Annotated in this window: 3 protein-coding genes; 1 reads left to right on the forward strand and 2 read right to left on the reverse strand. The window is 64.0% G+C overall.

Annotation, left to right across the window (positions count from 1 at the left end):
* Positions 1 to 31 precede the first annotated feature (31 nt).
* Entirely contained in the window at positions 32 to 961 is a 930-nt protein-coding gene (locus AC1DVF_RS29235) for an IS110 family RNA-guided transposase (protein WP_477296248.1), read from the reverse strand.
* Positions 962 to 1,310: 349 nt separating this feature from the next.
* On the opposite strand from AC1DVF_RS29235, the gene AC1DVF_RS29240 reads away from it, so the two are divergent.
* Positions 1,311 to 1,928: a hypothetical protein gene (locus AC1DVF_RS29240; protein WP_477783635.1), complete on the forward strand. Its 618-nt coding sequence runs from the start codon at positions 1,311 to 1,313 to the stop codon at positions 1,926 to 1,928.
* A gap of 66 nt (positions 1,929 to 1,994) precedes the next feature.
* Here the strand turns inward: AC1DVF_RS29240 and AC1DVF_RS29245 are convergent.
* A partial coding sequence (locus AC1DVF_RS29245; RefSeq protein ID WP_477330588.1) for an integrase core domain-containing protein occupies positions 1,995 to 2,211 on the reverse strand: 217 nt, incomplete at its 5' end.

The following is a 2,211-nucleotide window of genomic DNA, read 5'->3' on the forward strand; positions in this document are numbered from 1 at the left end:
TGTGGGAGCAATGTGGGAGCAACTGTCTTTTTTAGACAGCCGCCCCATGCCGCCATCCGGCCTGATCACGGACCATCGCATTGATGGCCGTGATCAGGCATCGCATGCAGGCAACGATGGCCACCTTGGCTACTTTTCCCCGCGCCCGCAGGGCGCGGTAACGCTCGCCCAGGGCTGTTCCTTTTGCTCTGACGGCGGCCCAGGCGGCCATGTATAACGCGCGCCGGACGATCCATCGGCCGGCGCGTACGCGCCTGGCACCGTCACGGCAACCACTCTGGTCGACGTAAGGCGCCACGCCCACCAGCGCGGCGATCTGCTGTCGTGTGAGCCGTCCCAGCTCGGGCAGGTACGCGATCAGGGTCGCTTCTACGACGGGCCCGACACCCGGCACTTCGCGCAGCCGTGAGGCAGGATCGACGGCCTTCGTGGCTTTCGCGATACGCCGGTCGAGCTCACGGATTTGCGTACTGGCCGCCTCGATCATGCCGCACAGCGCGTGCTGGGCTGCAGCCAGCTGCGTCTGCTTCAGACGTCGACCGTTGTCGTCACGCTGGCTGACCATCTGCAACCGGCACCGCACCAGTTCGGCCAGTTCGCCGCGTTCGGGCGACGGCATCTCGTACGGTTGTGGAGTGATATTCGCCGCCATACGCGCCAGGATCTGGGCGTCGAGGGTGTCACTCTTGGCAAACCGGCCCATGGCTCGCGAGTAAGCCGAGGCGCGATGCGACGCCAGGCGGGTGACGCAATAACCGGCCTGAGCCAGCGCATCGATGATCCCTCGCTCATAGCCGCCCGTCGCTTCGATAGCGATGTGGGGGACCTCCAGGGGCGCCAGCGCGAGCAGTAACGCGCGATGGCCTTCGGCCGTATTGGCGAAGCGTTCGCAGCGCTCACCAGGAAAAAAACCCACGTCCAACATGGATTTACCGGTGTCGATTCCTACATGGATGCTCATGATTTCACTCCGGAGTACGATCGGAAGTGAGAGCACCTCCACCATGCCCCGGCTTGTGATTTCGAGGTACGACTCGGGCAACTGTTCGGGCTATTGGTGGAGGGAGTGCGGCAGCCCCAGCTCCCACACGTGCTCGCAGCACCGCCGCTAGCGGGCTTGCCGCACTCCGCTCTCACCCCGAAGCCTACGCCGACGCAAAGACACAAGCCGCTTCAGACTACGTACCAACTACGTTGTCGCGGCCGGTCTTGCCGTCTGGCTGCTCGGTGCGACGCCGCAGGCGGCACTCCAGTCCGACGCACGCGTACCGCTGATCCTGCTCGGCGTGCTACTCCCCGCCATCTTCGTCATGCTCGCGCGCTCGGTCAGCAGCGCCGGCATCGTGCGCACGGACGTGGCCCAGCGGCTCTCCCTGTTCCTCTCGCTGGCGGCGGCCTTCCTCCTGTTCGGCGAAGCGCTCGTCCCGTTGAAGGTCCTCGGGATCGGCCTCGCACTCGTCGCCGTGGCATGCATCCTCTGGCGCAAGGAGCGCGTAGAACGCGCAGGCTGGCTAGCGCCGCTCGCCGTGTTCGCCGGCTTCGGCGCCATCGACATCTGTTTCAAGCTGGTTGCCCAGGCACACGCGCCCTTCCCGAGCGCCCTGCTCGCCTCGTTCCTGATCGCGCTGGTGCTCTGCTGGATCGCCGTGTTCGCGCGCGCTCTGACCCGCCAGGCGCCGTTGTCCTTGCGTAGCATCGGTTTCGGCGTGGTCCTCGGTGCGGCCAACTTCGCCAACATCCTGTTCTACATCCGCGGCCATCAGGCGCTGCCGAATGATCCGTCGCTGGCGTTCGCGTCGATGAATCTGGGTGTCGTGTTGCTCGGCGCACTTGTCGGTGCGCTGGCATTCCGCGAGAAGTTGTCGTGGTTGAATTGGCTAGGTCTCGCGATCGCCGTTGCGGCGATCGGTGTTATGACGATCGCCTGATCGGGGTGCAGGAGTCCGATCAGGACAAAGACTGAGTCCAGCGCTTTCGCCGATGAATTGCAGTGGTCAAGCTTTTCTGGACACCGGTGTAGGAGCCTGAGCCGCCAGTTGCTCGAAGAGCACTGGCGGGATGTCGTTTAGTCGCGAGTGTTGCCGTTCTAGGTTGTAGTAGATCAGAAAGTCGGTCAGCTCCTTCTCGGCCTCGGCGATAGATGCGTAGCCTCCTTCAGGTACCCACTCGTACTTGAGCGTCTTGAAGATCCTCTCGATCACGGCGTTGTCC

Source organism: Pseudomonas sp. P4_D7 (assembly GCF_056401755.1).

Bases quoted from the DNA above. Each gene is read 5' to 3' on its own strand.
- AC1DVF_RS29235 (WP_477296248.1), bottom strand. From the start codon at position 961: ATGAGCATCCATGTAGGAATCGACACCGGTAAATCCATGTTGGACGTG.
- AC1DVF_RS29240 (WP_477783635.1), top strand. From the start codon at position 1,311: ATGCTCGCGCGCTCGGTCAGCAGCGCCGGCATCGTGCGCACGGACGTG.